Origin of the sequence: Methylobacterium sp. Leaf93 (assembly GCF_001422345.1) — a bacterium.
In the GTDB taxonomy this organism is placed as follows: Bacteria; Pseudomonadota; Alphaproteobacteria; order Rhizobiales; family Beijerinckiaceae; genus Methylobacterium; species Methylobacterium bullatum.
This window is the reverse complement of sequence record NZ_LMMS01000012.1, coordinates 346980-373318: the sequence shown is the minus strand read 5'-3', so window position 1 is coordinate 373318 and position 26339 is coordinate 346980. Positions and strand designations below refer to the sequence as shown.

The 26339-nt window shown below is 64.5% G+C and carries 25 protein-coding genes; 9 read left to right on the top strand and 16 right to left on the bottom strand.

The window, feature by feature from the left end:
- Positions 1-583: 583 nt before the first annotated feature.
- The 6 genes from rpsA to xseA form a co-directional block, all read right to left on the bottom strand.
- On the bottom strand, positions 584-2314 hold the full coding sequence (gene rpsA / locus ASF26_RS10305) for a 30S ribosomal protein S1 (protein ID WP_056252974.1): 1731 nt from the start codon (positions 2312-2314) through the stop codon (positions 584-586).
- A gap of 284 nt (positions 2315-2598) precedes the next feature.
- On the bottom strand, positions 2599-3183 hold the full coding sequence (locus ASF26_RS10300) for a hypothetical protein (RefSeq protein WP_056252971.1): 585 nt from the start codon (positions 3181-3183) through the stop codon (positions 2599-2601).
- 155 nt (positions 3184-3338) lie between these two features.
- On the bottom strand, positions 3339-4049 hold the full coding sequence (locus ASF26_RS10295) for a DUF1013 domain-containing protein (RefSeq protein WP_056252967.1): 711 nt from the start codon (positions 4047-4049) through the stop codon (positions 3339-3341).
- 225 nt (positions 4050-4274) lie between these two features.
- Positions 4275-5219, bottom strand: a complete 945-nt coding sequence (locus ASF26_RS10290) for a ribose-phosphate pyrophosphokinase (RefSeq protein WP_018043155.1) — start codon at positions 5217-5219, stop codon at positions 4275-4277.
- A 126-nt stretch (positions 5220-5345) separates the two neighbouring features.
- The gene (locus ASF26_RS10285; RefSeq protein WP_018043154.1) at positions 5346-5573 is read right to left on the bottom strand and encodes a DUF4170 domain-containing protein; all 228 of its coding nucleotides are present in this window, start codon (positions 5571-5573) and stop codon (positions 5346-5348) included.
- A gap of 171 nt (positions 5574-5744) precedes the next feature.
- Positions 5745-7385, bottom strand: a complete 1641-nt coding sequence (gene xseA, locus ASF26_RS10280; protein WP_056252964.1) for an exodeoxyribonuclease VII large subunit — start codon at positions 7383-7385, stop codon at positions 5745-5747.
- Positions 7386-7951: 566 nt separating this feature from the next.
- Here xseA and purD point away from each other — a divergent pair.
- Together purD and ASF26_RS23090 are read left to right on the top strand one after the other, a co-directional pair.
- Positions 7952-9235 (top strand): phosphoribosylamine--glycine ligase, encoded by a 1284-nt coding sequence (purD, locus tag ASF26_RS10270; RefSeq protein ID WP_056252962.1) that lies wholly within the window; start codon positions 7952-7954, stop codon positions 9233-9235.
- An 84-nt stretch (positions 9236-9319) separates the two neighbouring features.
- A complete protein-coding gene (locus ASF26_RS23090; protein WP_200925905.1) occupies positions 9320-9490 on the top strand; it encodes a hypothetical protein in 171 nt (56 codons plus the stop codon).
- 9 nt (positions 9491-9499) lie between these two features.
- Here ASF26_RS23090 and ASF26_RS10265 read toward each other — a convergent pair whose 3' ends face one another.
- Complete coding sequence (locus ASF26_RS10265) at positions 9500-10510, bottom strand: glucokinase (protein ID WP_056252959.1); 1011 nt, start codon at positions 10508-10510, stop codon at positions 9500-9502.
- Between the two features lie 126 nt (positions 10511-10636).
- Positions 10637-11389: a trehalose-phosphatase gene (otsB, locus tag ASF26_RS10260; protein WP_056252956.1), complete on the bottom strand. Its 753-nt coding sequence runs from the start codon at positions 11387-11389 to the stop codon at positions 10637-10639.
- 232 nt (positions 11390-11621) lie between these two features.
- Here otsB and ASF26_RS10255 point away from each other — a divergent pair, with 232 nt between their 5' ends.
- The 3 genes from ASF26_RS10255 (at position 11622) to ASF26_RS22010 (ending at position 13955) form a co-directional block, all read left to right on the top strand.
- On the top strand, positions 11622-12116 hold the full coding sequence (locus ASF26_RS10255) for a DUF427 domain-containing protein (RefSeq protein ID WP_056253412.1): 495 nt from the start codon (positions 11622-11624) through the stop codon (positions 12114-12116).
- Positions 12117-12299: 183 nt separating this feature from the next.
- Complete coding sequence (locus tag ASF26_RS10250) at positions 12300-13541, top strand: serine hydrolase domain-containing protein (RefSeq protein WP_056252953.1); 1242 nt, start codon at positions 12300-12302, stop codon at positions 13539-13541.
- Positions 13542-13559: 18 nt separating this feature from the next.
- Positions 13560-13955 carry a transposase gene (locus ASF26_RS22010; protein ID WP_082477580.1) on the top strand — a complete coding sequence of 132 codons (396 nt, stop codon included), beginning with the start codon at positions 13560-13562 and terminating at the stop codon, positions 13953-13955.
- 28 nt (positions 13956-13983) lie between these two features.
- Here the strand turns inward: ASF26_RS22010 and ASF26_RS22655 are convergent, their stop codons facing one another.
- From ASF26_RS22655 to ASF26_RS23390, 4 genes are all read right to left on the bottom strand, one after another.
- Positions 13984-14520, bottom strand: a complete 537-nt coding sequence (locus tag ASF26_RS22655; protein WP_210168144.1) for a hypothetical protein — start codon at positions 14518-14520, stop codon at positions 13984-13986.
- Positions 14517-15659, bottom strand: a complete 1143-nt coding sequence (locus ASF26_RS22650) for a hypothetical protein (protein WP_156462938.1) — start codon at positions 15657-15659, stop codon at positions 14517-14519. Before ASF26_RS22650 ends, ASF26_RS22655 begins: the two co-directional genes overlap by 4 nt.
- 335 nt (positions 15660-15994) lie before the next feature.
- Positions 15995-17557 (bottom strand): hypothetical protein, encoded by a 1563-nt coding sequence (locus ASF26_RS10235; RefSeq protein WP_244475890.1) that lies wholly within the window; start codon positions 17555-17557, stop codon positions 15995-15997.
- Positions 17558-17731: 174 nt separating this feature from the next.
- Complete coding sequence (locus ASF26_RS23390; RefSeq protein WP_244475889.1) at positions 17732-18193, bottom strand: hypothetical protein; 462 nt, start codon at positions 18191-18193, stop codon at positions 17732-17734.
- Between the two features lie 420 nt (positions 18194-18613).
- Between ASF26_RS23390 and ASF26_RS10230 the strand changes: the two genes are divergently transcribed.
- Positions 18614-19132 (top strand): toxin-activating lysine-acyltransferase, encoded by a 519-nt coding sequence (locus tag ASF26_RS10230; RefSeq protein ID WP_244475888.1) that lies wholly within the window; start codon positions 18614-18616, stop codon positions 19130-19132.
- A gap of 261 nt (positions 19133-19393) precedes the next feature.
- Positions 19394-20830 (top strand): calcium-binding protein, encoded by a 1437-nt coding sequence (locus ASF26_RS10220; RefSeq protein WP_156462937.1) that lies wholly within the window; start codon positions 19394-19396, stop codon positions 20828-20830.
- A 96-nt stretch (positions 20831-20926) separates the two neighbouring features.
- Here the strand turns inward: ASF26_RS10220 and ASF26_RS10215 are convergent, their stop codons facing one another.
- Both ASF26_RS10215 and ASF26_RS10210 read right to left on the bottom strand, forming a co-directional pair.
- Entirely contained in the window at positions 20927-21568 is a 642-nt protein-coding gene (locus ASF26_RS10215; protein ID WP_056252932.1) for a DUF2147 domain-containing protein, read from the bottom strand.
- 294 nt (positions 21569-21862) lie between these two features.
- Complete coding sequence (locus ASF26_RS10210; protein WP_018043143.1) at positions 21863-22072, bottom strand: hypothetical protein; 210 nt, start codon at positions 22070-22072, stop codon at positions 21863-21865.
- Positions 22073-22424: 352 nt separating this feature from the next.
- Here ASF26_RS10210 and ASF26_RS10205 point away from each other — a divergent pair, with 352 nt between their 5' ends.
- Complete coding sequence (locus tag ASF26_RS10205) at positions 22425-22622, top strand: hypothetical protein (protein WP_018043142.1); 198 nt, start codon at positions 22425-22427, stop codon at positions 22620-22622.
- 359 nt (positions 22623-22981) lie between these two features.
- On the top strand, positions 22982-24238 hold the full coding sequence (locus tag ASF26_RS10200; protein WP_056253403.1) for a hemolysin family protein: 1257 nt from the start codon (positions 22982-22984) through the stop codon (positions 24236-24238).
- Between the two features lie 68 nt (positions 24239-24306).
- On the opposite strand, the gene ASF26_RS10195 is transcribed toward ASF26_RS10200, so the two are convergent.
- Together ASF26_RS10195 and ASF26_RS10190 are read right to left on the bottom strand one after the other, a co-directional pair.
- A complete protein-coding gene (locus ASF26_RS10195) occupies positions 24307-25140 on the bottom strand; it encodes a 3-keto-5-aminohexanoate cleavage protein (RefSeq protein ID WP_056253399.1) in 834 nt (277 codons plus the stop codon).
- A 193-nt stretch (positions 25141-25333) separates the two neighbouring features.
- Positions 25334-26263, bottom strand: a complete 930-nt coding sequence (locus ASF26_RS10190) for a calcium-binding protein (RefSeq protein WP_056252929.1) — start codon at positions 26261-26263, stop codon at positions 25334-25336.
- Positions 26264-26339 lie beyond the last annotated feature (76 nt).

Genomic DNA, 26339 nt, shown 5'->3' with positions numbered 1-26339 from the left:
TGCCCCGCCGATCCCGGTCGGTAAAGGGGTCGGCAGTAGTCTTCCAGCTATTATTTGTCAGTCCGATGGTACGATTGGACGCTCTGGCTTTCTCTCTGGAATATTTACAGACGAGAGGTCAATACGACGCCTCGTGACTTCGGGTATGTTTCCATGTCCGAAAGGATTCCGCACGGGCAGCCCAGCCGTGGAGGACGGCGAGCCGGCGCGAAGGGCATCTTCGGCGACCATCCGCGAAGCGCCAGGGCTGTTTCAGCTGATCGACCTGCGGCCCGAATGTCCCATCCGGGCTGCCGCTCCGGAGTCCCGTCCGGTACCGGCGATGTCTCGAACAGTGGCGTTTGCAGTTCGAGCCGATCCCTCGGTGCCCGCCTCCTAGACGATGGCCCGGAGGGCAACAATCGGCGGGTCGCCGCAATCCGTTCAAATGCCGGGTTTTGAAACCGCCACGTGAGAGCGAGCCCGCTCGAAAGAGACCGTGTCGAGACAGAGAAACGCCCGCGCGGGAGGCGATCCCGCGCGGGCGTCCAGTGTGCGGTCACCGGCTCGGATGAGCCGGCGACCGTTGGTTTCCGCGCCGGATTTAGTCCTGCGCGTCGTCCTTGTCGTCGCTGGTGCGGGCCTTCTTGAAGGCGGCACCGAGGATCTCACCGAGGGAGGCGCCGGAATCGGCGGATCCGAACTGAGCCATCGCCTCCTTCTCCTCGGCCATTTCCAGGGCCTTGATCGAGAGCTGGACGCGACGCGCCTTGCGATCGAACTGGATCACGCGGGCATCGAACTTCTCGCCGGCGGCGAAGCGCTCGGGGCGCTGATCGCCACGGTCACGAGCCAGCTCGGCCCGGCGGATGAAGGTGGTGAGGTCGGTGTCGACGATCTTCACCTCGACGCCCGAATCCTTCACTTCCAGCACTTCGCAGGTCACGATCTGACCCTTCTTGAACTCGCCGGCCTCCGTGAAGGGGTCACCGCCGAGCTGCTTCACGCCGAGCGAGATGCGCTCCTTCTCGACGTCGACGTCGAGAACCTGGGCGCGCAGCATGTCGCCCTTCTTGAACTCCTCGATGACCTGCTCGCCGGGACGGTTCCAGTCGAGATCCGACAGGTGGACCATGCCGTCGACGTCGCCGTCGAGACCGATGAACAGACCGAACTCGGTCTTGTTCTTGACCTCACCCTCGACCTCGGAGCCGACCGGATGCTGCTCGGCGAAGGCCTCCCAGGGGTTCTGGAGGGTCTGCTTGAGGCCGAGCGAGATGCGGCGCTTGACGGGATCGACTTCGAGGATCTGCACTTCCACTTCCTGCGAGGTGGAGACGATCTTGCCCGGGTGAACGTTCTTCTTCGTCCAGGACATCTCGGAGACGTGGATCAGGCCTTCGATGCCCGGCTCCAGCTCCACGAAGGCGCCGTAATCGGTGATGTTGGTGACACGGCCCTTGAGCTTGGCGTCGACCGGGTAGCGCTGGGCGATGCCCTCCCACGGATCGGCGAGCAGCTGCTTGATGCCGAGCGAGATGCGGTGGGTCTCGTGGTTGATCTTGATGATCTTGACCTTGACCGTCTGGCCGATGGTCACGACCTCGGACGGATGGTTCACGCGGCGCCACGCCATGTCGGTGACGTGGAGCAGGCCGTCGATGCCGCCGAGATCGACGAAGGCGCCGTACTCGGTGATGTTCTTGACGACGCCGTCGATGACCTGACCCTCTTCGAGGTTGGCCACGAGCTCGGAGCGCTGCTCGGCGCGGCTCTCTTCGAGGACGGTGCGGCGCGACACGACGATGTTGCCGCGGCGGCGATCCATCTTGAGGATCTGGAACGGCTGCGGGGTGCCCAGCAGCGGGGTGACGTCGCGGACGGGACGGATGTCCACCTGCGAGCGCGGCAGGAACGCCACGGCACCGTCGAGATCGACGGTGTAGCCGCCCTTGACCTGGTTGAAGATCGCGCCGGTGACGCGCTCGTTGGCCTCGAAGGCCTTCTCGAGCTTGACCCAGCTCTCCTCGCGGCGGGCCTTGTCGCGCGAGATGACGGCCTCGCCGAGCGCGTTCTCGATGCGGTCGACATAGACCTCGACCTCGTCGCCGACGGCCAGTTCGCCTTCGCGGCCGGGGCCGTTGAATTCCTTGAGGGCGACACGGCCTTCCGTCTTGGCGCCGATGTCGATGACGGCCACGTCCTTCTCGATCGCGACGACGCGACCCTTGACGACGGAACCTTCGGTGATCTCGTGCTCGAGGAAGCTCTCCTCGAGGAGAGCCGCGAAGTCGTCGCGGCTCGGGTTACGCTGCAGGGCGCTACCAGCGGTCATTCTGTCTCCTGACAGGCCTCATGGTCGAGGCCGGCGTCGGCGGTTCGTGTGACGGGACACCCTCGGCGATCGCCGCCCGCGCGCCCCCTGGAGGACTCGGCAGGCTCACCTCCCGCAGGAGGGCCGACGCAATCTGGAACAATGGTCGAGGGCCATTCCCCAACGGTCCGATGGCGGGACGAAAAGCCCGCGCACAGTCGAATCCGAAGGGAGGACGGCGCTGCCATAACCGATCGCGTCCGTTTCGGCAACAGAACGCTTGCGATCCGCGTCGGAGGATGCGTTCACGTAAGCATCCAGCGCGGCGTATCGGCGTGGCGCAGCCAGATCGCGGAGGCGACCGAAAGCGCCTCGAGCGGCATCTCCACGTCGCCGCGGCCCTTGTCCCAGAGTTCGATTCCAGAAAAGCCGATCTTGCGGATCGTCAGCCACGCGCCGAAGGGGAATGTCGCGTCGGTCCCCTGACCGGGGCCGAAACATTCCTCGAAAGCCAGGGGATCGATCATCATCTGATCGTATTTCCGGAGGTGCTCCACCATCGAGACCTTGGACCGGAACAGGATGCGGTCGCGGATATGGGACGAGAAACACGGCTCGTATTCCGTCAGCGTCATCCGGAGCTTGCCTCCGATGCGCAGATAAGGCGGGTTCGGCCCATCCTCGCTGAAGTTGAGCGGGCTCCAGCCTTCCTCACTCATCAGTGATTCGGCCAGTGTCACCGGTTCCGATGCCACCAGTCGCGGATCGGTGTCGCGAGCCGCCGTATCGGTATCGAGGCCGGTTCCCGTGGCCAGGATGTCGGACCCGATCGTGTGGCCGCCCGGCTCGTAGTCCGCCACGTCGTGTGCCGTCTCGTGAGAGGCCATCATTCGCCCCGTAAAAGTGTCCCCGGCAATCGAGGGCGATCAATATTGCGCATTTTCTTATGCTTGGCGATCATGCAGCGCACCAAGACGACAAAGGCGCCGCAACAGCGGCGCCTTCTGTATGGAGTCTGTCGGTTGGCGGACGCCCGACGGGACGATTATTCCTCGTCTTCGTCCTCGGTGCTGCGCATGCCCTTGAGCTTGGCGAAGACCGAATCCGCGTTGAGCTTCTCGTCGCGCTCGTTGCGGTGATGCTCGTCGGCTTCCTCGAAATTGCCGGCCGTGGAGACTTCGGTGGGCAGCAGGGTCGCGCCGGCGTCGGTCGGCAGGACAGCCGGGCGGTCCTTGGCGGCGCGCTGGACTTCGAAATCGAGGTCGATCTGCGTGCAGAGGCCGAGGGTCACCGGATCCATCGGCTGCAGCGAGCTGGAATTCCAGTGGGTCCGCTCGCGGATCTGCTGGATCGTCGACTTGGTGGTGCCGACGAGGCGGATGACCTGCGCGTCCTTGAGTTCGGGATGGTTGCGCAGCAGCCAGAGGATGGCGTTCGGCCGATCCTGACGGCGCGACAGCGGGGTGTAGCGCGGACCCTTGGTGGTGCGCTTGACCTCGGGCAGCTTCACCTTCGAAACGGCCACCTTGAGCTTGTAGTTGGGGGCCTTCTGCGCCTTCTCGATCTCGTCGCGGGTGAGTTGCCCGGTGGTGATCGGGTCGAGCCCCTTGATCCCGGCCGCGACTTCGCCATCGGCGATGCCCTTTACTTCGAGGGGGTGCAGCTTGCAGAAATCGGCGATCTGCTCGAAGGCGAGGGACGTGTTCTCGACCAGCCAGACGGCGGTCGCCTTCGGCATCAACGGACCTTGGGACATGCTCTGTGGCTCCGACGTTAGCGGGGGAACGGGCGGCGCCGGGCATCGGTCCGCAGGCTCCGGATCAGTCGATCCGGAAGTCCCGTCTCACGCTCTCAAAAGGGGATCAGCGTATATAGGCGGCTGCCGGAGGGCGCGCAATTGCCTTCACGTCCGGTCATCGACGATGGACAGCCGGATACGCCCGCTCTCCCCCGTCGATTGGCAGCCGTGCGGCGTCGACCGTCAGACGAACAGGCTCGAGACGCTCGATTCCGTGGCGGTCCGGCCGATGGCCTCGCCGAGGAGCGGAGCGATGGTGGCCACGCGGATGTTGCGAGCGAGCTTGACCGCCTGCGTCGGCTGGATCGAATCGGTGATCACCAATTCCTTCATCCGCGAGGCGGCGATGCGGGAAACCGCGCCGCCCGAGAGCACGCCATGGGTGATGTAGGCCGACACGTCCTTGGCGCCGGCGTTGAGCAGGGCCTCGGCCGCGTTCACCAGGGTGCCGCCGGAATCGACGATGTCGTCGACGAGGATGCAGGACCGACCCTCGACCTCGCCGATGATGTTCATGACCTCCGATTCACCCGGGCGCTCGCGGCGCTTGTCGACGATGGCCAACGTCGCGTCGATGCGCTTGGCGATGGCGCGGGCGCGGACCACGCCGCCCACATCGGGGGAGACCACCATCCACTCCTTGGGGTCTAGTCTTTCCTTGATGTCGCGCACGATCACCGGGGCGGCGAAGAGGTTGTCGGTGGGGATGTCGAAAAAGCCCTGGATCTGCCCCGCATGGAGATCGAGGGTCATCACCCGGTCCGCGCCGGCCTCGGTGATGAGGTTGGCCACGAGCTTGGCCGAGATCGGGGTACGGCCGGAAGTGCGCCGGTCCTGCCGGGCATAGCCGAAATAGGGGATCACCGCCGTGATGCGCCGCGCCGAGGAGCGCCGCGCCGCATCGATCATGATGAGCAGTTCCATCAGGTGATCGTTGGCGGGAAAGGAGGTCGATTGCACGATGAAGACGTCCTCGCCGCGGACGTTCTCCTGGAGTTCGACGAAGATCTCCATGTCCGCGAAGCGGCGGACCATGCACTTGGCCAGGGGAAGCTCGAGATAGGCGGAGATCGCCTCCGCCAGCGGACGGCTGGAATTTCCAGCGATGATCTTGATCGAGGACTTCATGCCGCCGTCTTCATCTCTCGATTCCTGCGCCGCGCCGGATACCGGCCCCTCGGCGCGGCACCCCTTACAGCCCCCGACCCGGTGTCACAATGCCTTCACCGATCATTGAGGGCTGCCCTGCACAGATCACGGCTCCAACAGGCGATGGAGGTGGACGATGAAATAGCGCGTCTGAGCGCTGTCGACGGTGGCCTGCGCCTTGGATTTCCAGGCGCTCTGCGCGGAGGCATAGTCTGGAAAGATTCCGACGATGTCGAGCCCCTTCACATCGCGGAAGTTGATGCCTTCGAGGTTCTCGAGCTCGCCGCCGAAGACGAGATGCAGCTTCTGTCCGCTATCGATCGTGGTGGTCATCGTCTCTCCTTGGCAGGCCGTGGGGCCGCTGGCACGGGGTGGGATCGAGGGTGCGGGCCGACATTCGGCGCCGCGCTTTAGCGGTGTTCGCGACGCGAAGCGAGATGCCGCATGTCGGCAAGCATCCGCCGGGCCAAGAGTCACGGCCCCGCCATGCGCCGGCCACGGGACTCACAGTTCGAACAGGGATTGCTGAGGCGGGGCCTCCGCCGGCTTTCGCGGCTGCCGCTTGCGCTTCGGCGGCCCCTCCCCGCCGGGCGCCGTATCGTCCGCGGCCTCTGACCGGGCGAACCGCGTCCCGTCCGCGAATTCGAGGCTGACACGCTGGCCCGGCGTCACCGAGGCGGCGGCGCGGACCGGGGCTCCGTCCTCGTCGCGGACCAGGGCGAAGCCACGGGCTAGGACGGCACGATAGCTCAGCGTGCCGAGCAGCGCCGCGAAATTGCCGAGCCTGTCGCTCCGCCGCTCGATCAGGCGGCGGACTGCCTGGCCGAGCCGGGTATCGAGGGCGCCCAGGCGCTCGAAGCGGCGGGCGGTCTCCGTGCGGGCACGGACGAGGGTCTGTTCGCGGGCGACGACGAGGCGCTGGCCGAGATAGGCCAGCGCCTCGCTTTTGCGCGTTGCATAGTTCTGCAGGGCGGAACGGGGACGGTCCGCGACGAGGGCGAGGCGGCCGCGCGCCTGGGCCAGCCGCAGTTCCGGCGGGTGCCGCCCGAGCCTGTCGAGCAGGCGGCCGAACCGTGCCCGGTGATCGCGCGCATTGCCGGCCAGCGCGGGCATGAGCCGGGCATCGGCTAGGTCGAGGCGTTGGCGTTTTCCCGCGAGGAAGGCATCCGCCCCCGGCATGGCGCGCAGGAGCGCACGCAGGTCGGAGCCTTCGCGGTCGAGCTTGCGCCTGACGGCCTCACCCTGGCGGTGGCCGAGGTCGCGGATCTCGGCGACGAGATCCGCGCGAACGGGAACGGCCATCTCAGCGGCGCCCGTGGGCGTCGGCGCGCGGCGATCCGAGACGAAATCGATGAGGGTGGTGTCGGTCTCGTGGCCCACCGCCGAGATCAGGGGGATGGTGCTCTCCGAGGCGGCGCGGACCACGATCTCCTCGTTGAACGCCCACAGATCCTCGATGGAGCCGCCGCCCCGCGCGACGATGAGCACGTCCGGCCGTGGGATCGCGCCGTCCGGCCGGAGCGCATTGAAGCCGCGGATGGCGGCGGCGATCTCCTCGGCTGCCCCCTCCCCCTGGACGCGCACGGGCCAGACCAGGACCGGCCGGGGGAAACGGTCTTCCAGCCGGTGAAGGATGTCCCGGATGACGGCGCCGGTGGGCGAGGTCACCACTCCGACGACCCGCGGGAGATAGGGAATGGCGCGCTTGCGGTCCGCGGCAAACAGGCCTTCCGCCGAGAGGACGCGCTTGCGCTCCTCCAGCAAGGCCATCCAGGCACCGATCCCGGCCGGTTCGAGGGTCTCGACGACGATCTGGTAGGACGACTTGCCGGCGAAGGTGGTGATGCGCCCGGTGGCGACGACCTCCAGCCCCTCCTGGGGGCGCTGGCGCAGGCGGTTGAAGGTTCCCTTCCACACTACAGCGTCGATGCGGGCGGTGCCGTCTTTGAGCGAGAAATACGCGTGTCCGGAACCGTGCTGGCCGCGATAGCCGGAGATCTCGCCGCGCAGCCGGACATGGCCGAACGCGTCTTCCAGCGTCCGCTTCAGGGCCGAGGCGAGGTCCCCCACCGACCATTCCGGCACGTTGGAGACGGCCGGTGTCGGGGCGGCAGGATGTGAAACAGGGGGAGGAACGAGGGCCATGGCGCGGCGGACGCTAGGCTGGGCAGGCACGCGGGTAAACCCCGGCGCGGTCCGTCAGAACATCAGAGCCAGCAGCAAAATGCCCGACAGCACGGGGGCAACGCCGATGGCGAGCGCCCAGGGCCAGAAGCCCGGGACGTGCGGGGGACGGTTGTCGTTGACGGGTCTCACCGAGGGTCGGCCACTCACTAGGAACTGCGACAAACGCAGGCCCGACCCGGTTTGCGGGACGATCGGGAGAGCAGTGGAGTGGCGGCATCCTGGCATGACGGTGTTCAACCCGCAGACGGCCCGTATCGTTCCTGCGACGGCCATCGATTGCGTGAGGTCGGAAGCCGTTAATAGAGCATCGATGCGATCGGCGCGCCAGGCCCTCCGCGAGCGCCTGCTTCGCCGGAAGACTGTCCATCTCTCGCTTTTCGGGGGAAACCCTGTGCGGGAATGCCCGCCGCCCTGCGCTGCGGGCCTTCGAGGATGCTATGTTTCGGACCGACCGTTCGCTACCTGGCCACTCGCGCCGGCTCCGGCATCCCGGCATGCCTTCCGCGTCTTTCGAAGCGTGACTTATGAACATCCTTCTCATCGGCTCCGGCGGACGCGAACATGCCCTGGCTTACGCCATCGCCAAGAGCCCGCTCTGCTCCCGCCTGTTCACGGCCCCGGGCAATCCGGGTACGGCCGAATACGGCGAGAACCGTCCCGATCTCGCGGTCACCGACCATGAGGCGGTGAGGCGGTTCTGTGAGACCGCCGAGATCGGCCTCGTGGTGGTCGGGCCCGAGGCGCCCCTCGTGGCGGGCCTCGTGGACGATCTCCAGGCGGCGGGCATCCGCGCCTTCGGGCCGACGAGGGCGGCGGCGCAGCTCGAAGGCTCGAAGGGCTTCACCAAGGATCTCTGCGCCGAGCGCGGCATCCCGACCGCCGCCTTCGCCCGCTTCACCGAGCGGGACGCCGCCCTCGCCTACCTGGCGCAATCCGGTGCGCCCATCGTGGTGAAGGCCGATGGGCTCGCCGCCGGCAAGGGCGTCGTGGTGGCGGAGACCCTGGAGCAGGCCGAGAGCGCGGTCCGCTCCATGCTCGGCGAGCCGGGCGCCGAGATCGTCATCGAGGAATGCCTGTTCGGGGAGGAGGCGAGCTTCTTCGCCCTCTGCGACGGCACGAACGCGGTGCCGATCGGGACGGCGCAGGACCATAAGCGCGTGTTCGACGGGGATCGCGGCCCCAACACCGGCGGCATGGGCGCCTATTCCCCGGCCACCATCCTGACGCCCGCCCTCGAACGGGAGGTGATGGACACGATCATCGCCCCGACGCTGGCCGGTATGCGGGAGCGCGGGACACCCTTCACCGGCATCCTCTATGCCGGCCTGATGCTGACGGCCGATGGCCCGAAGCTCATCGAATACAACACCCGCTTCGGCGATCCCGAGGCCCAGGTGCTGATGCCCCGTCTCGCCTCCGATCTGGTGCCGGCCCTGCTCGCCGCGTGCGAGGGCGACGTCACTGGCATCGCGCTGCAATTCGACGCTCATCGCGCGGCCCTGACCGTGGTGATGGCGGCGGCCGGTTACCCCGGCGCGGTGATGCGCGGTTCGACGATCCGGGGGATCGCCGAAGCCGGCGCCAACAACGCAGTCATCGTGTTCCAGGCCGGCACGCGGGCGGAGAACGGCCGCATCGTCGCCGATGGCGGCCGGGTGCTGGCGGTGACAGCCACCGGCGACAGCATGATGGAGGCCCAGGCCCGCGCCTATGCGGCGGTGTCGCGGATCGACTGGCCCGAGGGCTTTTGCCGCCGGGACATCGGTCGGCGGGCCGTGGCCCGCGAAGTGGCGGGGGACGGCATCTGACGAAGCCGCGCCCTTGAAATTCCGGGCGACCGCTCATCTTGCACGGTGACGGCCGGTATTGCGCCGGCGCGAAGGAATCGACCGATGGGCTACGTTTCGAAGACCGTGATGGAAGAGGGCAAGGCCGCCAAGATCGCCGGCCAGGCGGACACGTCCAACCCCTACCCCGCCGGATCGCAGAACAGCGCCGACTGGCTCGAAGGCTACACCTACGACGAGGCCGAGCAGAACGTCGACAACGACTCGGACGAGTAGCCTCCCGGTTCAGTCCTTCGTCCAGACCTGTCCGTGATAGACGAATACGTCCGGTCGGTTGGCCAGAGCGGCAAGACCTGAAAAGGCCGGGTCCTGAACCGAGATCACGCTGGTGGGGATCGCCTCCATCTGCGTGACGAAGGGCGGCTTGTGCTCGAAGGATTGCCGGAAATCGCCCTTCTTCAGGATGGGCAGGATCCGCGGGGCGATGCCGCCGCCGATATAGACGCCGCCCGTGGCGAGGAAGGTCAGGGCGAGGTCGCCGCAGACCCGTCCGAGCAGCTTGGCGAACAGGGTGACGGCCTCGGCCGCAACCGGGTCGCTGCCGTCGATACCCGTATCGGTCACCTTGGCGGGTTCGGCATCCGCCGCCTCCCGCCCGGTTCGCGCGAGATGGACCGCCTTGTAGAGCCGCGCGAGGCCGGGCCCCGAGAGCAGAGCCTCCACCGTCACCCGCCCCTCGAGACGCTCCACATGCCGCCAGATCTCCTCCTCGGCCGCATCGGCGGGGCCGAAATCCACGTGGCCGGCCTCGGTGGAGACGATGGCGAGATGGTTCGCGTAAGCGATCACGGCCGCCGCGCCGAACCCGGTTCCGGGGCCGAGGACGAGCCTCGTGCCCTGGTCGCCCCTCAGCCCGCCATCGCGATAGGGGCCGATCGGCGTCAGGTCGGTGGGGGCGATATCCACGGCGCCAGCGGCGACGGGGACGTAATCGTTGACGACCACGGCCCGCGAGAGGCCGAAATCCCCGCCGATCCGCGCGCCTTCGATGACCCAGTTCGCATTGGTGAGACGGACGGAGGGGCCATCGATCCGGGCGGCGACCGCCAGGATCGTCGAGCGCGGCGCCGGTCCATCATACTTTTCGAGAACGGAGCTGATCGCGGCGCTCGGGTCGGGGAAGGCGTTGGTCGGGACATGGCCGACGATCTCAGCCCCGGCGCCCGCCTCCGGCACGAGTGCGAAGCGGGCATTGGTGCCGCCGATATCGCCGACGAGGACCGGGAACTCGAACATGCGTGCGGTTGTCCTTCGCGCTGGAATCCGGGGTTTCGCATCTCGCGCGCCCTCGATGCGGGTGCGGAGCATTACGGTTGGAACTGGAAGACCGGCTCGGATACGAGATCGCGGCCGGTCGCGCCCTCAGGCGGGCGGCAGGGCGTCGGGGTCGATCGGCGCGCCGTCGGCCCAGGCATAGATGAGCGCGCGCACGGCATCGGGATCGGTGAGGCGCCGGGTGGCGATGGTGTCGCTGCCGCCGATGCGGACGCTGACCCCGCCCTCCTCGTTGACCACGGCGAAGGCCTTCTCGTCGGTGAGGTCGTCGCCCAGAAATATCGCGCGGCGGCCGGCATAGGGCGGCGCCTCGGACAGGGCGCGGATGGCATGGCCCTTGGTCGCGGAAGCCGGGACGATCTCGCCGACCGCCTTGCCCAGCTGCAGCCGGTAATCGACGCCGAGATCGGAAGCGGCCGCCTTCACGGCCTCCTCGGCCTTCGCCGCGTCGGTGGGCGTGGCGAGGCGCCAATGCACCGCGACGGAGGCGCCCTTGTCCTCGATCAGCACCGATTCGAGGTCGCGCACGGCGTCCTTCAACCCCGCGATGCGGGCGCGCAGGGCAGGATGATCCTCGGCGCTGCCTCCCGACACCACCCCGTCGACCCGCCGCTCGACCCCGTGAAGGCCGGCGACATCGAACCTGGCGGGCGAGAGGAAGTCGTCGATCACCGCGATGGGGCGGCCGGTGACGATGGCGAGCGCCCCGCCGAGCCGGTCCCGCAGGCGCAGGAGCGCGGGCGCGAGCTCCGGGGGCACCACCACCTGGTCCGGGCGCGGAGCGATCTCCACCAGGGTGCCGTCGAAATCGAGAAAGAGGGCGAAATCCGTCACAGGCATCTTTCCAGGGTGTCTGGCTCGGGATGGCCGGCTCACCGAGGGCCGTCCATTGGAGCAGTCGAATTTCTATCATCCGCGTCGCGGGCCGGGCTAGCATGGCCCGCGCCACGCGCAAACGCCGCGTCTCGAATATCGCCTGAGCGCCGGCCCCCATCGCGAAAACGGTCTCCCGTTTCCGGAAGGGTGTTCTCCCGGTAACCCATTGATCCAAATTCGAAATTGGATGATTCCGATGCAGCCGACCCCCCTGCCCTTCGGCCCCGGCCAGGAAAGCGTGTGGGATTATCCCCGCCCGCCGCGGCTGGAGCGGGTGTCCCGGCGCCTGCGCGTGGTGTTCGCCGGTGCGACCGTCGCCGAGACGGTGGCGGGGTACCGCGTGCTGGAAACGAGCCACCCGCCGACCTACTACCTGCCCCCGGGTGATGTGGCCGATGGCGTTCTCGGGCCGCCCATTATGGGGGGGATCTGCGAATGGAAGGGCCGCGCCGTCCTCCACGATGTCCTGGCCGGCGGCCATCGGGCGCCGGGCGCCGCCTGGGCCTACCCGGAACCCACACCGGATTTCAGGGCCATTGCCGGATTCGTCGCCTTTTATGCCGGGGCGATGGAGGCCTGTTTCGTCGGCGACGTGAAGGTCGAGCCGCAGCCCGGCGGCTTCTATGGCGGCTGGATCACGCCGGAGGTCATCGGCCCGTTCAAGGGCGGACCGGGCAGCATGGGCTGGTGAGCGCCACGGACCGCGCTTTCGATGCGCCATGCGGCGGGCCTTCGATGCGCCATGCGACGGCTTTTTAGCGTGGAACCGACAGCCGGCAAATACCGGTACCCATGGCGCCGAACGATGCTCTAAAGGCCGAGGTCAGGTTCGACGAGGCGGCCGCGCGAGGGCGGCGACAACGGAGTGGCGCGCATGCAGGACATCCCTGTGGAGAACATCCCGGTCACCGACCCGAAGGCCCTCGGTCTCTGCCCCGAGCGGCTCGAGCGGGTCGATGGCTGGATGCAGAGGCTGGTGGCCGAGGGCAAGCTCGCCGGACTCTCGGTGATGCTGTCGCGGCGCGGGGAGACCGCCTTCTTCCGCGCCCATGGTCTGGCCGACATCGCCCGCGCGACGCCGTTCGCCGCCGATACGATCACCCGCATCTACTCGATGACGAAGCCGCTGACCTCGGTGGCGGTGATGATGCTCTACGAGGAAGGGCGCTTCCAGCTCGACGATCCGATCACCCGCTTCCTGCCCGAATTTACCGACATGCGGGTTTTCACCGGCGGCAACCGGGTGAAGGCCGAGACCGTGCCGGCCGAGCGCCCGATCACCATCCGCGACTGCCTCACCCATACGGCGGGCTTCACCTACGGCTTCATGGAGGCGACCCTCGTGGACGCGCTCTACCGGCAGAACGGCGTCGATTTCGGCGAGAACCAGGATGCGAGCCTCGCCGAGGTGGTCGCCCGGCTTGCGCGGCAGCCCCTCCTCGCCCAGCCCGGCGCGGAATGGAACTACAGCGTCGCCACCGACCTCCTCGGCCACCTCGTCGCGGTGGTCTCGGGCCAGGATTTCGGCGATTTCCTGAAGACGAGGGTCATCGACCCGCTCGGCATGGTCGACACGGATTTCCACGTGCCCGCCGACAAGGTCTCGCGGCTGGCGGCCAATTACAGCCTGTTCCGTGATCGCAGCCTCAAGCTCTACGACGACGCGGTGGGAAGCCGCTTCGCCGCCAAGCCCGCGATCGCCTCCGGCGGGGGCGGCCTCGTCTCGACCGCGTCGGATTACATGCGCTTCTGCCGCTTCATCCTCGGGCGCGGCGCCCTCGACGGCGTGCGGCTCCTGGGCCGCAAGACGGTGGAGCTGATGCTGATGAACCATCTGGGCGGCGACCTCGCCTCGATGGGCCAGCCGCGCTTCTCGGAATCCTCCTATACGGGAATCGGCTTCGGGCTCGGCTTCTCGGTCATGCTCGACCCGGCGCGGGCGCAGATCGTCGGCACGCCCGGCGAGGTGGCCTGGGGGGGCTTGGCCAGCACCTCGTTCTGGATCGACCCGGCCGAGGATCTCGCCGTGGTGATGCTGGCCCAGCTCATCCCCTCCTCGGCCCTGCCGATCAGACGGGAGTTGCGGGTGCTGACCTACGCCGCCCTGGTGGAGTGACGGGGCTTTGGGCGAGGCATCGTCCCGGCTGCCTTCGGTACTGAGGGCGCAGCCCTCAGCTTCATCAAGGCCCGCGTCGCCAAGGGTACGGTCATTCAAGCCGACGAGGCTCCGTCTTGGGACGGCCTCCACGCTCAGTACGAGGTTAAGCGCATCAACCACCGCAAGGCCTACAGCGAGGACGGGGCCTGCACGAACATGGCCGAGGAGTACTTACCCCGCCTCCGTCGCGCCGAGCAGGGCCATCACCATCACATCGCTGGCGTCTATCTCCTCCGCTATGCGCCGGAGGCATCGTGGCGCGAGGATCACCGCCGCGAGGCCAACGGCGCTCAGTACGAGCGGATTGCCGGTCTAGCGATGAAGCGCGGCCCGTCTGTCGATTCTTGCGGCTACTGGCAGCGGCATCTGTAACCGGGATACAAAGATATGTCAGATACAATCAGCTTGGCCTTACTATCTTAAACAGAGAGGCCTTAAGTTCATTTTTCGTGTCTATAACTTTACCGAAAGACAGTTTCCAATTCTTCATTTTTGATGGGTTCTGGAATTCTTCCAATGAATCTAAGAATTGTTGTAAGGCGTTCTGATAATTTTCAATCTTTGTATCGATGTCGCTTGAAGAAAATGCACCTTTTAGTTTTTCGGCATTCTGAATTTGCTTCGAAATTTCGCTCGAAAGCGCCAATGCGGATTTATTTATCGGCTTTTTGTCAAGCATAGCGGTGATTAAATCGCGTGATTTTTGCGAAACCTCATCGTCGGCAAAAGCGAATGCAGTGAGCTGCTCTAATTGCTTTTCTCTAAGCTTGGAAATGGCGTCATTTTGATCGTCTCGTAGTTTCGAGCGCGTATCGCTATAATCAGTTATTACTGCGTTTAAAGCAAGAGAAGCTAACCCGCCCACGGCCGCAGCAAGCGACACACTACGAGTAGCTCGCAAGATTAACCGTATCCATAACTTAGGTTTTTTACTCATGGCTTTTTAGGTGGTTGCTTTGCTACCCGAGCTCGTACGCGCAGCTCCGCTCTATTTTTTGACTCTAGCATACTCTCACAGGCTTTGCGAAGCTGGTCACCTCTTAAGCTACGAAAAACAATCGCCGCCGCGTTCGATATTGGCGGGTCGCATTCTGCATTATGACTGTTTTGATGATTCACAAAATTAATATCTTGTGCGGCAGCCTTTAATTCACGAGCGTCAGCGATACTGGAGAGAGCTAGTAGGCCGGCAATAACTGTCACAGCAACTATCGGCGTCGGTTTGATGCCAAAATACCTGCCATAGCCGGGAGAATGACTTTCTGCGGAATAGTGGCAAGAGTATTCAGCAGGAGGATTCTTGAAGAGAAACTCAAATATGTCCTCGATGTCAATGAAGTTTTGCCCAGCTTCTTCCGCAATGCAAGCATAAGCAGCTAACTTAAAAATTACACCAACAAGAGTGTTGTCGCTGTCAAGAAAATTATCATTCCCATTGTATACTACAGAGCCGTACTTGCCGTTCCATATAAAATTTTCGTAAGCAAGAGACAGTATTTCATTATATAATTTGTCTTCTATATGAGAGAACGGGTGCGGATGCCGAAGTATTGACGAGAGACGAGGCGATATGCTGTCCTCAGATCTGAGCGGGAACCATTTTATATTACGAGCTTCGAATGCGACGTCGCCGTACCACTCGACGCCCGTGACCCTCATTCTAGCGTCGGGATCATCAAGAAACTCTCCGATTAATATTTCACCTTGGCTTTTGTAAGATGGGACAACAAGTAGGTCCCCTTTTTTAGCAACTTCGTAGAAATTAATGACAGCTTGAATAGTTCTGCCGCGAGAAGGGGAATTTGACTGGGTTGTAAAATCGCGCCAATCCGATTTAAGTAAGTGTTCAGGGCCATGTTCAATGCGTTGATTCACAAGATCCTGACTTGCCAATATTTTTGCCAAAAGATTGTCAGTCAGTCCGACATCATCATTTGGTATCTCAATGTCGGGCAGTTCCAAAAATGCTGTATTTGTCGACTTGAATGCCTCAAGAAGCCTATATGATTTGCCTGGGAAAAGGCGCCATAACGTGCAATTATCAGGTACTATTTTAGCGCCGATATTGATGTCCATAGGAGGCGCCTGATTCGATGCGAAAAACCTTTTTCCTAATGAGGCTAACCATCCGTAATCTCAACGTGTAGACGCGATTTGCGGAAGGGCCACTTAAAACTTCAACCGCCTGTTGTAAAATCATCACGAAGAGCATCTGTGATCTAAGTGATTGAGCCTAAGACGCTGGTATCCACCGCTTCAAATCGCCCTTGACCCGCATCTCCCTGACGTTCCCCGCCTGCTTGCTCTTCCACAAGCAGGCGCCGACGCGCTTCCGAATCATCTGCGCTACCTTTGGATCGTCCTTGTCGAGTCCCCGTCCGGTCATGACGTGGTCCGCGATCTCTCTGGACCTAAGCGGCCCGTCGGCGACGCGGAGCGCCCCAAGAACGAACCGCATCATCTCCCCACGGAAGGCAGCGTGTAGCGGCGGATACTGGCGGTTCCTGATCTCTCCCACCTCCGCCGTGGGGTCGAAGATGCGGATGACGCTTCGATGGCATCCAGCGATATGACGAGCTTCCGACTTCGGGGAAGGGCAGCGTCACCTCCCCTGTCTTGGATTCGAGCCTGGAGATCGCCCATTCCCCCTTCGCATCGGCGACCGGCTCGATGAGCCAGCGCAGGGAGCGCACCTGGTCGCGGCCTCGCTCGGCCGGGAGCCGCGCCTCGACATATTGCTTGGACCACCACAGCATGCCGGAGGTGGGGAAAGTGACCGTGACCTTCTGCCTGGCCGCCTCGCAGACGAGCTGACGGACCCGGAAGCTGTTGCCCGCTGCGGCCTTCGGCCTGAGCGCGGCCTCCAGCAGGCCGGAGCCGCCGCCGGACGCCTTGAGGGCTTCCTGGCACCGGAGCTCGTCGCGCCGGGCAGCCAAGGCGCGGCTTCCCTCCTGGCAGGCCTGAGCGAGGGGCCTCAGACTCTCATGCGACGGAATCATGCCGCGCCCGCATTGCAGGATGCCCGACGCCGGGGCGTCCGATAGAGGATCGGCGGCCGCGAAGGCCTTGTCGACTTCGCCCGTGGCGGTGCGGACGGCCTCGGCTCGGGCGTCGGCGACCTTGCCGTTGAACTCCGTCACGAGGGCCGCCGGCGGATAGATCCCGCGCACATCGCCCGTGCCCATCAGGAACCAGTTGTTGGCCTCCAGCCCTGCGAACGTCTTCGGTGCGGCCTCGATCCGCCCGGCCTGCTCCTGGAAGACCTGCCGGACGCTTTTCGCCACGTAGTCTTCCGCCATTCCGGTGCAGGTCTTGTAGAGGCGCGACAGGGCCTCGTTGCCCCATGGCGTGCCGACGAGCCGGTCGCATTGCGAGCGAGCCTCGTTGAGGGGGAGGATCTCGAGGCTGTCGCCGCCGAACACCTCCCGAAGCTCCCGAGCGGCGGCCTGCTCCATCTCGGTGCGACGGGGGTCGAGCGGGGCTCCGAGGAAGCGGTCATGGGCCATCCGCGTCACGCCGTTTCGGCGGAGCTCCTCCCCGCCGAGCTGCAACCCGTTCGTCTCACGGAACGACGTCAGGGTCAGGGGAAGGGCGAGGAGGCGCTCCCGCTCCTCGCGCAGCCAGAGGGCGGCCTTCCGGCGCTTCTCGATGTCGGGATAGGATTGAGACAGCAGCCGCACGACGGTCCTGCCGTCCTTGCAGGACTGGGCTTTCCGGAGGAGGTCCTCCGTGAAGGGACGGTCCCAGTATTCGACCGGCAGACCGACCGCCCATTCCAGCCGCTCGATGTCGAGATAGCCGAACGTCGCGATTCGCTCGCACACGGTATCCCCCGGCAGGGCCTCGAGCGGTTGCCCGCTCGCCGCGAGGCGGTCGGCGACGATGCGCAGGAACTCCAGTGCAGCCTGGCGGGCTGCCCCGTTGCGGTCGAGCGACCCATCGGGCGCCAGAGCGGGGCTGGTCGCCGCGCGCATCTCTTCGACGACCTGAGCGCGGGCGGCCGGCTGATCGATGGGAAGCTCCGCGAGCCGCTTGCGCTCGGCATCGTAGAAGCGCCTCCAGAAGGTCGGCGCAGCCTCGGCGTAGCGCTGACGATAGGCTTGCTGGTCGAGGTCCGGCAGCAGGTCGAAGGGGGGAAGTGTCTGCTGCTACCCGGCGACGGCCCGCGCCGTTTCGACGGAGGGACGGGCCTCGCCCAGCAGGCCGAAGAGGCGATCGATCCGTGCTTTCACGCTCTCGCTCCGGGAGAGCGTGAACGGCTCGCAATCGGCCTGCGGCTTGCCTTGGCCGGTGAGCCAGCGACCCTGGAGGCTGTCGCCGTTCTGCCCGAATCGCACCGCCACCCAAGGTCGGCCGCGTCTGTCCACCAGGATGAGACCACCCTCCGTTTCCTGAGCGAGCAATTCCAGCTTTTGGAAAGAAGACGCGTTCGTCTTGCGAAAGAAGACGTCGAAAGCCGAGCCTTCGGGTCTGAATTCCCAATCGTCCAGCGTCGACACGCCGCCGCAAACGTGGCTCCCCTTGAAGAAGCCGGCATCGAATGCTTTGGCCTCCTCCGATACCACTGTGGACATTGCGAGGACGATGAGGGCTTTCAGGCTAAACTTCATGGATCGACCTGGGTATCCACAATGATCGTGCATCGCTTCACCCCCCTCTGCGAAGGGTAATCGATGCCTTTGACACGCAGAGTCTATGTCGAGCCTGCACCGCACTCAACGTTTGGTCGTAAGCCACCTCGGCCAACCGGAATAAGTCCCTGCTGGAAACATCCGACCGCACCGAGTCAAGAGAGCGCCTGACGGAACCCCTTGATCCAGCCGCTCGCCATGAGAGGATGGCCGCGAGGCTGCGACGGGAACCGGCTGAGCGCGGGAGGGATGGAGGGCGACCCGCGATCATCGGGACGGATCACGTCTGTGCGGTGCCGCCTGCACGATGGCCCATTCGGTAACGCCCGGTTAACCATCCTGGCGTGACTGTCTTCGACCTTTCCCGAGCGCTCGAAATTCCGATGCCGAGGAGGCCAGATGACCGCGAACGCACCTCCGCCGGCATTGCGGTTGTTACGGCCCGACAAGCCCGCCATCGCGCTCGGCCTCGCCGTCAGCTACCTGATGGTGAAACCGGCCTTCGCCAATCTGCGATTCGGCGAATGGTCACGCATCCTCGTGGGCCAGATCAATCGGGGCCATTACTGCTTCGCCATCGACGAGGCGGGCCAGATTCAGGGCTTCGTCGGCTGGGCGCTGACCAGTCGCGACAAGGCGGAGGCATGGGTCGAGGGCCGGGGCGCGCTGTCCTACGACGATAGCTTGGCGGGGGACTGCCTCGTCTTCAACGCGTGGTCGGCGAATTCCACCCGCGTGCACCGGTTCCTCGTGGACGAAGCCCGCAAGCTGATCAGCGACAAGCAGACTTTGTACTTCAAGCGTCATTACCCGGACGGTACGACACGCCCCGTGCGGTTGACCGTGAACGACTTCGTTGGGGGCCATATCGATCGTGCCGCGACCGCCGCTCGCCCATCGCGCCGCACCATTACTTGAGTAAAAATTTTATCATAGCCTTTGAGCGACTGTCGTCACTCTCGTTTTGAATATACAAAAATCGATGTTAGTCGGCAGACTGCGATATATTTTTTTGATTTTCACGATGAAATCAAGCAACGGCTGGCGCCGAGCATGTTTTTATCGAGTGTCGCGGCCCACAGTTTTGTAGGGTCTTTCACGAATGACAGTTACGCAATATTCAGATTTTTGATTTAGATCTCTCTTATTGGAATAGAGCAATGTAGATGGAATACGGTTATGTCAATTATTAAATACTCATTGGGCGGTGATTACAGCGAAGCGACCGGCATCGAAGCGCTATTGTCCAATGGACCGGTCGATTTACTGGGTCAGAATCTGCTCTCCGTTATCAATAAGGATGGCGGTTTTGTCCTCAAGGACGATCTCATCGAATCGCCGCTCGTTACGAATGCGCCGATTATTGACCAAGTGTTGTTGGATAGTTTTAATGATGGACTATACGTCGACTTCTCTGATATTTCAGGCAACTTAAGTCTTAACGGCGGCGAGCGGGGGGATGTGTTCCTTGCCGGTTCCGGCGATGACAATGTCAAAGGCGCCGGTGGCAACGACGTCCTTCAAGGTGGCTCTGGCGATGACACCTTGAAAGGCGGCGGTGGTAGCGACGTTTTGGAAGGGGGGCTCGGCACCAACGATATCCAGGGCGGCGGTGGAAACGATACGGTCAGCTATGAGCATTTCGCTTCGCCCGCTGATATCGGGCTCGGACGCCTGTTTGGAGTCCGCGTCGATCTGGACACCGGCGTGGGTTCCGATGACGAGAGCGTTCTCGTCAACGATACGTTGACGGATATCTCAAATATTCGTGGCAGTGTTTACGACGATGACCTGTATGGCGATGCCGGCGGCAATGTCATCGAGGGCGGTGCGGGTGCGGACGCGATCGATGGCCGCGAGGGGATCGATACGCTGAGCTACGCACACTCGACGCAGGGTGTGACAGTCGACCTGTCGCTCGGATCCGTCTCCGGAGGCGACGCGGATGGAGATGTGATAGACGGAATGGAGAACGTCGTCGGGAGCACCGCCAACGACGACCTCACTGGCGATGGCGGAGCCAACACGCTCACCGGTAACGGCGGTATCGACACCCTGAACGGGATGGGTGGCAACGATAGGCTGGTCATCAGCGGCACGCCTGCGGACATCGATGGCGGAGTGGGCCGGGACTTCCTTTTTGTGAAGGGCGGCGGTACCGTGAGCCTCACCGAAGCGTCGTTCGCCGGCATCGAGGTCGTCTACGTCCGCAACGACGCGCAGCTCGACATGTCCGCCGTCAATACCGGCAGCAGGATCGTCTCTCAGTCCACCCTCGGTCATGCCGTCGATATCACCGGCACGTCACGATCCGACCTCGTCGCGGGCGCAACCGGCGGAGACAGGCTGTTTGCCGGTGCGGGCACCGACACCTTTCATTTCGAGGCCGGTTTCGGTCGTGACAACGTCTACGGCTTTGACGCCTCGACCGATCACATCCATGTCGACATCGCGGGTGTCGACGCCTTCGACATCAAGCTCACGTCGTTCCATGACGACCGTGACACCGTCGTCACTTTCAGGGGCGTCGAGGGCACCAGCAAGATCATCCTGCACGACGTGACCGTGGCCGAGCTTCAGGCGGGGCCGAGCGACCTGTTCACCTTCGGCGCCTGACGGAGCCGTTGGCACGCGCGATATCCGCGAGGCTTTCACCGCCTCGCGGACGATCCGACGAGTCTGGACCCGGATCGAAAGGGTCGGTCCGATACCCTACTCGGCGGGCTTGGCCGCGGGCTTCGGTGCCGGCGCTGCCGGTTTCGTGGAGGGCGCGGCAGGGGCACCGGTCCCCGTGGCGGCCGGTGCGGCCTTTGGCGCCCATTCCGGATCGGAGCGGGGACCGCCCGGGCCGTTGGTGGGGCCGGTGATCTGTCCCGGTGCCGTATCGGTGACCTTGGTCCAGGCCTGCGACATGCACATGAAGCGCAGCATGCAGCCGCGCACGGTGAGTTCGCCGGGCTTCTCGCTCCAGATCGTCACGTCGTAGAACGACCCGTCCTCAGCGTTGTAGATCTTGCCTTCGTAATGGTTCTCGGCGTTGGGCTTGATGCCCATGACGAGCTGGTGGCCGAGCGATGGGCGGGCCTGCTTCTTCGGGTCGGGGTTCTTGAAGTCGATCCGAGGCTGGCCCTTGTCGTTCAGCGGCACCTTCAGCCAGACGACGTAACCGCACAGGTGATCGTTCTTTGCACCGCATTTCTCGAGACGGACGCGAGCCCGCCCGTCCTCGGTGAGCCAGGTTCCGCTCGGATCGTTCGGAGCAGCCATGGCGAGGCCGGACATCGCGCTGAGCGCAAGACCGGCCACCGGCGCCAGGAGGCGCCCGGCCACGGCCGAAATGGGTCGATACGTCATCAAGAACATCCTTAACCCGCCCCGAAACGCCACTGTCCGCGCCCATGCCGTCCGCCCGTCCGGGGCGCGTGGTCGAGCGCGCGGTGGCGGGAGCCGCCCCTCGTCTGAAGGCCCCGGCTTCGGATGCGAACGTGACCGGATCATGACCGGCTCACGGCGTCCTAACGGATTTCGCGCAAGCCGCGAGAGAATTCTTCGTGAGGTTCGGCGTGTCTCGCCGAAGACGATGCCGCATGAAAAAGGGCCGATGCTCACGCACCGGCCCCGATCCCGCCACTGACGAGGAACTCTGGCTTACTCGGCCGCCGTCATGTCGGAGGTGAAGTGACCGCACCAATCCTTGGACGCCACCACCGGCCACAGGCCCGGCGACTTCGGCTCGGGCTGGCTCACCGGCGGGTTATAGCGGCAGAGACCTTCGTCGCCGGCCGACTGACCGCCATTGATCTTGTGATCGTCGAAGAAGCGGCAGCTCTCGCAGGCCGCGCTGGTGATGTGTGCCATGTGTCTCTCCCAATGATCCGGTTCAGGGGCAGGAGGCCTACCGAGCCCCGCCATCCGCGTGGTTCTTAATTAGAATAACTCCAGACTAAGGTCAAGGGCGTCATGCGGCTCGATCCGGCGGCTCGGCGCGTGGGACTGGACCGCAAGGCGTGTCGTGAGCACTCGCGTTTGGGGATGTCGACCAACTGTTCTCGTCAAACGAGACATGCGTGGACCGACCGACCGTTCAGGCCAAAGCGGCTCCGGCCCGGCCGGTTCGTGCCGGCCCGTGGACCCTCGAACGTCATCCGGCTCTCTCGCCCGATGCCCCTCGCTCGCGTACAAAGGACAGCGAACGGCTCGGAGACCAATTTTGTACAAAGTTAAGGCAAACGATCACGCTGGACGCGCGCTGGTTTTCGCGTGCGGCACCGCTGATCAGGCTCTGGAGAAAACCTGGGAGCTGGCAGGCCGGGGCTTCAAAGATATCTGCGTGGCCGATCCGAAAGGCCGCGAAATGAAAGCTGCCGCCTTCGAACGCGCCATGGATCTGGATGTCGACTGGAGCTGAGGACGCGAGGGTATCCCAAGCTTTCACAACGTCATCGATTGCGTGGAGGCGCAGGCCTGATCGATCTGTCGAACACAGATATCGAGCGGCGTCATGCACGCATCGTTGCGCGACCGACAATCAGCCGCAATCCGTCGGGAAAGACTGAGCATTACGACATAGCGAGTCGTTCGATGTGACTGCCGGCTATGGTGTCGTGCCATCGATCCTATGGGCGTGAATCTGGGCATCCGCCTCCCTGGCCATTTGGATCGAGCGCCCCTTGGCTGATAAGTGAAGCCGTTCATTCGAAAAGGGTCACGGCGATTTCCGAAGATGCATGGTCGACCGTGCTGGGGCTGGTGGCAGTCCTGGTGCTGGTGTTCGCAAACGGGTTCTTCGTTGCCGCTGAATTTGCCCTCGTCTCCGTGCGCCGCTCGCGGGTCGCGGAACTCGTCACCGAACGTCGCGCGCATGCGAGCGCCCTGCAGCGGGCGACCGACCGGCTCGATGCCCATCTCGCCGCGACGCAGTTCGGCATCACCTTGTCGTCCCTCGCGTTGGGCTGGGTCGGCGAACCCGCCCTCGCCCACCTCGTCGAGCCTGCGCTGACATGGCTGCCGATCGGGCTCAGCTCGGTCGCATCGCACACCGTCGCGGTCGTCGTCGCTTTCTCAATCATCACCTCCCTGCACATCGTGCTCGGCGAGCTCGCCCCCAAGAGCCTCGCCCTCCAGCGTAGCGAGCGCACGGCACTGGCGGTCGTCCGCCCCCTCAGCGTGTTCCTCCTCGTCTTCCGCCCTGCGATCCTCTTCCTCAACGCCCTCGGCAACGGGGTGCTGCGCCTCTGCGGCCTTCAGCCGGGACATGGCGAGGGCTCCCTTCACTCGACGGCCGAACTCAACCTGCTGATCCAGGCGAGCCAGGAAGCGGGCCTCATCCGGGAGGTTCAGCAGGAGGCCGTCGAGCGCATTTTTGCCATCGGCGAGCGAAAGGTGCGGGACATCATGACCCCACGCCACGAGGTGTTCTGGGTCGATCTCGACGACCCGCGAGAGGTGGTTCTCAAGGCGATCCGCGAATGCGACCACGCCCAGGTCGTCATCAGCCGCGGAGAGGTCGACGAACTTGTCGGCATCGTGCGCAAGCAGGACCTGCTCGACCAGGTCCTCGACGGCAAGGAGATCGACCTCGCCGTGGCCACGCAGCCGCCCATCGTCGTGCACGAGAGCATGACCATCCTGGCCGTCCTCGAGACCTTCCAGAGCCAGCCCATGCGCATGGCCGTGGTGGTGGACGAATACGGGACGTTGGAGGGCATCGTCACGCAGACGGACCTCCTGGAAGCGATTGCGGGCGATATTCCGGAGGTGGGCGAAGAGCCCGACGTCGTCGAGCGCGCAGACGGATCGCTCCTCATCGACGGCATGATGCCGGCCCGGCAGGCCTTCGAACGCCTCGCCTTCTCCGAGACGCCCGACAGCGACGACTTCACCACCCTGGCCGGCTACGTCATCTTCCAGCTCGGACGGATCCCCGGCGTCGGCGATGCCTTCGATGCGGGAGGATGGCGCTTCGAGGTGGTCGACATGGACGGGCGTCGCATCGACAAGGTGCTCGCCAGCCGGAGGCATTGACCACGCGACGGCCTCCGACGTGACCCCCGGCTTCATCCAGCCGGATGAAAAGCCGGGCCGCTCATCCGTCAGGTCGCCAGCCCGAGGGCGGTGCGAGCCTCGGCCGGGGTGGCGACCCGCCTGCCATGACGGATCACCGCGTCCACGGCGCGGCCGACGAGTTCGGCGTTGCTGGTCGCCAGGCGGTCCTTCGTGATGCGGATGTTGTCCTCCAGGCCGGTGCGCACCGCGTCGGCCCCGCGCGCCAGGGCCCATTCCATCACGACCGCCTGATTGCGGCCGATGCCGGCCGCCGTCCAGGTCGCCTCGGGCAGGATGCGCCGCATCTCGCCGAGCAGGATGTCGAGCAGGCGCTCGTCCGCCGGCATGGCGTTCTGCACGCCCATGACGAACTGCACATGCGGGCGCGCGTCCATGAGGCCCGCCTCCACGAGGCGCTTGGCGCCGTGCAGGTGCGAGAGGTCGAAGATCTCGATCTCCGGCCGGACGCCGTATTCTTGCATCTGGCTGGCGAGAGCGGCCACGAGGCTCGCGGGGTTCTCGTAGACGATGGTGGGGAAGTTCACCGAGCCGGTGGACAGCGACGCCATGTCGGGCCGATGCTTCAGCGACAGGCCGCGCCCGGCCGGGTCGCGCCCGCGTCCTCCGGTGGAGAACTGCACGATCATCCCGGGGCAGTGCCTGCGCAGGCCCTCCTGCACGGCGGCGAACTTGTCCGGGTCGGAAGACGGGCTCTCGTCGTCGTTGCGGACGTGGATATGGGCGAGCGTCGCGCCGGCCTCGAAGGCCCGTTGCGTGGATTCGATCTGCTCTGCGATCGTCACCGGCACGGCCGGGTTGTCTTTCTTGCGTGGCACCGAACCGGTGATCGCCACGGCGACGACGACGGGGTTGCGACTCATGGCTCTGTCCTCCGGCGGCAGGTCGAAGACCGCGGTTTCGGCCTCGTCGCAGAGTAGGAGGCTGTCCGCCGGATCCTCGCGAACCCGACGAGACACGCATCCGTACTCTGGGCGTTGAATGCCTTTTCGCGCGGAAAGGCGGTTCGTCACAACCGCCCGGTGCCTCGATCCGAGCCCGCGATCCGGCTCCGCCTCAACCGCCGAACATGAAGTGGTCCGCCGTCAGCGAGGTCGGGATGACGTCGTGGACGATGATCTTGTTCGACGGATCGGTGTCCCCGATGACCGTGATGACCGAGTCGCGGCCGCCATTCGCGCTCCCGATCTTCAGGTCCGTGAATGCTGAGACATCGCTGCCAAAAGCGAAGTGATCTTTGAGGATGTCGAACTTGTAGATGTTGTCCCGGCCGTTCCCTTCCGGGAAAACAAACAGATTGGAGCCCTCACCGGCAAAGAGCTTGTCGTTTCCGGCGCCCCCAAGGATGGTGTCGCTCCCCTTTCCGGCGACGATGCGGTCGGCGCCGCTCGTGCCGATGATCGTCGCGCTGTTATCGACCGTGCTTGCCGATTTTATCGTCATGCCGCTCGAGACACCGGACATGTTGAGCGAGGATCCGCTCCGCACATGGATCGCTTCGATGCCACTGAAGTTGTCATCGTTCAGTTCGGCGCCGCTGTCGGTATCGATGAAGAGGAGGTCCTTGCCGAGGCCGCCTTCGACCTTGGTGGGCGTGCCGCTGATGACGAACCGGTCGTTACCGTCATTGCCAATCAGTGTATCGGAGCCTCCGCCGCCCCTCAGGGTGTCGTTGCCGGCACCGGTGGTGAGGACATCGCCGAAATCGCCGCCGGTCAACTGGGTCGGACCGTTGAAATCGCTGAAATCGAAGTAATAGCCGTTGCTCTTGCTGTCTCCGCCCTCAGGAAGGACGCTGGGCGTCCCGGGCGATCCCATGTCGAAACGCAGCGCCATGTCGGTGGTGTCCTCGGCAACGCCGGTGATGACATTCAGCGGGCCGAGGTAGACGGCGGTTGTTCCGAAGGGAAGGGGAGAGTCCGAGACCAGGGTCACGCTTGCCGAATCAGTGTAGTCCGCGTTCGCGGTATATTTTATCGTCGCCATAGCTAGACTATCCTCAACAAGACGGAATCGTTCGCCCACAGAGGTTGTCATCGCTGAGGAATATTAAAAAATACAT

Bases quoted from the DNA above. Each gene is read 5' to 3' on its own strand.
- ASF26_RS10235 (WP_244475890.1), bottom strand. From the start codon at position 17,557: ATGCGCGCGGCGACCAGCCCCGCTCTGGCGCCCGATGGGTCGCTCGAC.
- ASF26_RS10285 (WP_018043154.1), bottom strand. From the start codon at position 5,573: ATGACCACCACGATCGATAGCGGACAGAAGCTGCATCTCGTCTTCGGC.
- ASF26_RS23390 (WP_244475889.1), bottom strand. From the start codon at position 18,193: ATGAAGTTTAGCCTGAAAGCCCTCATCGTCCTCGCAATGTCCACAGTG.
- ASF26_RS10250 (WP_056252953.1), top strand. From the start codon at position 12,300: ATGCAGGACATCCCTGTGGAGAACATCCCGGTCACCGACCCGAAGGCC.
- xseA (WP_056252964.1), bottom strand. From the start codon at position 7,385: ATGGCCCTCGTTCCTCCCCCTGTTTCACATCCTGCCGCCCCGACACCG.
- ASF26_RS10210 (WP_018043143.1), bottom strand. From the start codon at position 22,072: ATGGCACACATCACCAGCGCGGCCTGCGAGAGCTGCCGCTTCTTCGAC.
- ASF26_RS22650 (WP_156462938.1), bottom strand. From the start codon at position 15,659: ATGGACATCAATATCGGCGCTAAAATAGTACCTGATAATTGCACGTTA.
- ASF26_RS23090 (WP_200925905.1), top strand. From the start codon at position 9,320: ATGGGCTACGTTTCGAAGACCGTGATGGAAGAGGGCAAGGCCGCCAAG.
- ASF26_RS10230 (WP_244475888.1), top strand. From the start codon at position 18,614: ATGACCGCGAACGCACCTCCGCCGGCATTGCGGTTGTTACGGCCCGAC.
- ASF26_RS10295 (WP_056252967.1), bottom strand. From the start codon at position 4,049: ATGTCCCAAGGTCCGTTGATGCCGAAGGCGACCGCCGTCTGGCTGGTC.
- ASF26_RS22655 (WP_210168144.1), bottom strand. From the start codon at position 14,520: ATGAGTAAAAAACCTAAGTTATGGATACGGTTAATCTTGCGAGCTACT.
- otsB (WP_056252956.1), bottom strand. From the start codon at position 11,389: ATGCCTGTGACGGATTTCGCCCTCTTTCTCGATTTCGACGGCACCCTG.
- ASF26_RS10265 (WP_056252959.1), bottom strand. From the start codon at position 10,510: ATGTTCGAGTTCCCGGTCCTCGTCGGCGATATCGGCGGCACCAATGCC.
- ASF26_RS10220 (WP_156462937.1), top strand. From the start codon at position 19,394: ATGTCAATTATTAAATACTCATTGGGCGGTGATTACAGCGAAGCGACC.
- ASF26_RS10190 (WP_056252929.1), bottom strand. From the start codon at position 26,263: ATGGCGACGATAAAATATACCGCGAACGCGGACTACACTGATTCGGCA.
- ASF26_RS10215 (WP_056252932.1), bottom strand. From the start codon at position 21,568: ATGACGTATCGACCCATTTCGGCCGTGGCCGGGCGCCTCCTGGCGCCG.
- purD (WP_056252962.1), top strand. From the start codon at position 7,952: ATGAACATCCTTCTCATCGGCTCCGGCGGACGCGAACATGCCCTGGCT.
- ASF26_RS10300 (WP_056252971.1), bottom strand. From the start codon at position 3,183: ATGATGGCCTCTCACGAGACGGCACACGACGTGGCGGACTACGAGCCG.
- ASF26_RS10255 (WP_056253412.1), top strand. From the start codon at position 11,622: ATGCAGCCGACCCCCCTGCCCTTCGGCCCCGGCCAGGAAAGCGTGTGG.
- rpsA (WP_056252974.1), bottom strand. From the start codon at position 2,314: ATGACCGCTGGTAGCGCCCTGCAGCGTAACCCGAGCCGCGACGACTTC.
- ASF26_RS10195 (WP_056253399.1), bottom strand. From the start codon at position 25,140: ATGAGTCGCAACCCCGTCGTCGTCGCCGTGGCGATCACCGGTTCGGTG.
- ASF26_RS10290 (WP_018043155.1), bottom strand. From the start codon at position 5,219: ATGAAGTCCTCGATCAAGATCATCGCTGGAAATTCCAGCCGTCCGCTG.